Raw genomic sequence first — 3,113 nt, 5'->3', positions numbered from 1 at the left:
CCGCCCGGCGGTGTCCGGCACCCCGGTGCGGCGCACCGACCGCTCCGGCGTCCGGCCGCGGTGGGCGCGGAGCTCGTGCGGCCGGGGGTGAAACAGCGCGGTCATCCGGGTCGGCGTGACGACACCGAGATCGATCAGAGTGTCGTCGAGGGTGCCGAGGTCGTCGAGGAACGCCCGGTGTGCGGCGTCGGCCGGGTCGAAGTTGTGCCCGTACACCCGGTCGATGAACGGGTCGATCACGTTGCCGAGCGCCAGGAACAGGCTCGGGTGCAGGGACTCCCGCAGCACGGGCAGCACGTCCTGGGAGCGGATGCCCTCGAAACCGTCGGCGGCGCAGTCGAGGTCGACGAAGTGCTCGTCCACCGCGCCGGTGACGGCGTTGCGCCGCAGCTCCGGCGGCAGGGTCGCCCACACCCGCTCGACCACCTCCAGCGCCTCCGGCCACCGGCGGTGCCCGTTGCGACCGATCATGTCGTGGACCACGAGGACCCCGTCCGGGCGCAGGCCGTGCCGTATCTGCGCGCAGAGGTGTTCGAGATCGAGCACGTGGTGCAGCACCTGGTAGGCCACGATCGCGTCGTGGTCGGTCTCCGCCTCCCAGGTGTTGAGGTCGGCGTCGAGGTGTTCCACCCGCTCGTTGAGACCGCGCTCGTGCGCGGCCTCGGCGGCACGCCGCCGCATCTCCGGGTTGACCTCCAGCAGCCGCATGCGCACGTTGTTCACGCCGGAGTCCACCAGCTCCCCGAGCCACCGCAGCTCCTGGTCCCCGTTGCCGCTGCCGAGCGAGAGCACCACGGCGTCCCGGCCCGCGGCGCGCGCCTCGGCGGCACGGGCGCGGAGGGTGTCGGTCACCAGGGAGCCGAGGTCGGCGGCGCCCAGCTCCCGCAGTTTCGGCAGCAGGTGGCGCCGCGACCAGTGGTGCGCCGAGTCCGGCAGGCCGCCGTGGACGTCGACCTGCCCGGCGAAGGTGTCCCGCTCGACGGCCAGCCGCCGCTCGTAGTCCGACCCGTGTTCCCGCACGATTCCTCCGCCGCTTCTCCCGCCGCCCGCGCCGGTCCCCCGGTTCCGGCGTCCCCCGGTTCCGGCCGCCGCGGACACCGCCGACTCCGGTGATCCGGCCTGTCCCCTCGGGTTCCGGCGCTACCATACTGGCCGTGCTCCCCGGTACCCCGGCGAACCCGCCCTCCCCACCACCGGAGCGGCATGCGCCCCCGCCCGCGCGGCCGCGGTTGCCGCCGACCCCCGAGTCGTGGCTGCCGCGGGAACACAACCTCTACCGTCCCCGGCACAGCCGCGGGCAGCGCGGGGCGCTCGTCTGTGCGGTCGTCTTCTTCCTCGCCCCGGCACTGGCGTTCGTGCTCGGGGTGCGTCCCGCGGAGTTCGAGAACCGGCAGCTCGCCGAGTTCCCCGGCCCGGGCGACGGGTGGGGGTTCTTCACCGGGTTGCCGGCCTGGGCGACCGACCACCTGCCGCTGCGCGAGGCCGGGGTGCGTGCCGCCGAGGCGGTGAGCACCGGGGTCTTCGGGGATCCACCCGGTGCCGGTGCGGGCACGGGCGGACGGGACGGGCCCGTGGGGGTGGAACCGCCGGACGACGATCCCGACCGGGCCCCCGAGGTGCCGAAGGAGCACTTCCCGCGCGCGGTCCTCGGCACGGACGGCTGGTACTACCTCGGCGACGACATGACGCACAAGTGTTTCCCGGTGCACGACGTCGACGAGGTCATCCGGCGGCTGAACCGGCTGCGCCGGGCCGTCGAATCCTCGGGGAGACAGTTCGAACTCGTCTTCGCCCCGGACAAGACCACCATGGCCCCGGAGCACCTGCCGGAGGACTACCTCGGCGAGGAGTGCACCGAGGCCCGCACGCGGGAGTTCTGGGAGCGGGTGCCCGCCGCGACGGGGGCGATCGATCTCCGGCCCGCACTGCACCACGCGTACGAGCGCCTCGGGGCGCCGGTGTACGGGCCGCTGGACAGCCACTGGACGTTCGCGGGCGGGCTCACCATGACCTACGCGCTCGCCGAGCGCCTCGCACCGGGCAGCACGGAGTCGTGGGAGGTCGAGCGGAACGGACGCAGGCCGTGGGTGGCCGACGTACCGCGGCTGCACGGGAAGCATCTGGACCGCGGGCTGGACGCGTTCGCCCTCGCACCCGACGGCGGACCGGACCGCACCGACTACGTCGGCAGCAACTTCCGCAAGCCGTTGCACCTGGAACAGACCGGACCGGCGGCCGAGGGGACCGTGCGGCGCCCCGTCGGCGTCCTCGCCGACTCGTTCACCCAGTTCGCCACGCCGTATCTGGCCGCGACCGTGCGCGACCTGAGGGTCGTGCACCACAACACGCTCGCCCTGTCCTCCGGACGGGAGATCGCGGAACTGTTGGCCGATCGTGACGTCGTGGTCGTGCAGTTCGTCGAACGCATCATCGCGGGCGGCGGGAGTGCGCTGCTCCGGGACTCCGCCCTGGACACCCTCGCCGCCACACTGGAGCGACACCCGAGATAACGACCCGATGTCGACCTCGGGTGACATCCGATCTGACTACAGCGGACCCGCGACCACGCAGTAAGTTACCTGACGTGGTCCCTACCGGGTGCGGTGGCGGGCCCACGACCAGGCGAGGACGTCCGCCGACGTCGGTGACACGAGACTGCCCGAAGGGGGGCCGGGGGTGACCTGGCAGGAGGACCTACGCAGGCTGGACGAGAATCTGGCGTCCGGCAACCTTTCCGCGGACGAGTACCGCGCCCGCCGCGACCGGATCCTGTCCTCGGCGGTCAGCTCACCCCAGGACCCCCAGGACGCACCGGGCGACGCGGACTCGACCCAGGTGGTCGCACCGGCCGCGGGCGGACAGTCGAGCCAGCCCCAGCCGAGTCAACCTCAGTCGAGCCAGCCGAGCCAGCCGAGCCAGCCGCAGCCCAGCCAGCCGCAGCCCAGCCAGCCGCAGCAGGGTCCGCCCGCACAGCAACAACCGGCACAGCAGGCACAACAACCGGGTCCACAGCACGGACACCAGGACGAGCAGGCCCAGCCGGGCCGCCCGGAGGCGACCCGGGTCGTCTCGCCCGCCGACCCCACGGCCCACCCGCAACCGGCGCCGGGGCA

General features: G+C 73.4%; 3 protein-coding genes. 2 read left to right on the top strand and 1 reads right to left on the bottom strand.

What is annotated here, in order from left to right; genetic code table 11:
• Positions 1-1,020: class I SAM-dependent methyltransferase (locus SACHA_RS0104290; protein ID WP_019807477.1), on the bottom strand; the 1,020-nt coding region annotated here is incomplete at its 3' end.
• A gap of 134 nt (positions 1,021-1,154) precedes the next feature.
• On the opposite strand from SACHA_RS0104290, the gene SACHA_RS0104285 reads away from it, so the two are divergent.
• Both SACHA_RS0104285 and SACHA_RS20235 read left to right on the top strand, forming a co-directional pair.
• Complete coding sequence (locus tag SACHA_RS0104285) at positions 1,155-2,510, top strand: alginate O-acetyltransferase AlgX-related protein (protein WP_198010092.1); 1,356 nt, start codon at positions 1,155-1,157, stop codon at positions 2,508-2,510.
• Positions 2,511-2,676: 166 nt separating this feature from the next.
• The coding region (locus SACHA_RS20235) for an SHOCT domain-containing protein (RefSeq protein WP_198010093.1) at positions 2,677-3,113 on the top strand (437 nt) is incomplete at its 3' end.

This window comes from Saccharomonospora halophila 8, assembly GCF_000383775.1.
Taxonomy (GTDB): domain Bacteria; phylum Actinomycetota; class Actinomycetes; order Mycobacteriales; family Pseudonocardiaceae; genus Saccharomonospora; species Saccharomonospora halophila.
This window is presented reverse-complemented; position numbering and strand designations above follow the sequence as displayed.